At 63.0% G+C, this 568-nt stretch carries 1 protein-coding gene; it reads right to left on the bottom strand.

Going from position 1 to position 568, the window contains the following annotated elements; all coding sequences use genetic code 11:
- Positions 1-413 (bottom strand): ABC transporter permease (locus QQL28_RS45795; protein ID WP_284276455.1); only part of this gene is annotated, 413 nt, incomplete at its 3' end.
- Between the last annotated feature and the right edge of the window lie 155 nt (positions 414-568).

Raw genomic sequence — 568 nt, forward strand, 5'->3', positions numbered from 1 at the left:
GACAATTGCCAGTCGCGCACCATGAAGTGCGAGGTGGTCGTGCCGTTGATCGTGGTGTTCCAGTTCTTGCTTTCCCGGATGACTTGCGCGGTGCCCGCGACCGAACCCGCCGCGGTCTGGATCTCCGGAATCTGATCGAGGATCGCCTGCACGTCACCCTCGGTCATCGTCAGTTTGGTGCCGGCCTTCATGCGAACCGCACCCTGTTGAATCGCACCCGGCATGATCATCAGCACGTTGGAGCCGATCGAACGGATCTGCTCCTCGACGCGAAGCTGCGCGCCCTTGCCGATGGCGAAGACGGTGACGATCGAGGCCACGCCGATCACGATACCCAGGATGGTCAGGATGCTGCGCAGCGGGTTCAGGCGCAGCGCGTGAAGGGCGGTCTGAATGGCCTGATATGCCGTCATGATGCCCAGACCTTGCTTGGCATTGGGGCACGCATCTCGTCCGCGACGACCTCGCCGTCATGCAGGCGAATGGTTCGTTCGCAGCGCGCGGCCACGCTGGAATCGTGGGTGATCATCACGACGGTCTGGCCGCCGTCGTGGAGCGCATCGAACAG

Origin of the sequence: Bradyrhizobium iriomotense, from assembly GCF_030160715.1 — a bacterium.
Taxonomy (GTDB): Bacteria; Pseudomonadota; Alphaproteobacteria; order Rhizobiales; family Xanthobacteraceae; genus Bradyrhizobium; species Bradyrhizobium iriomotense.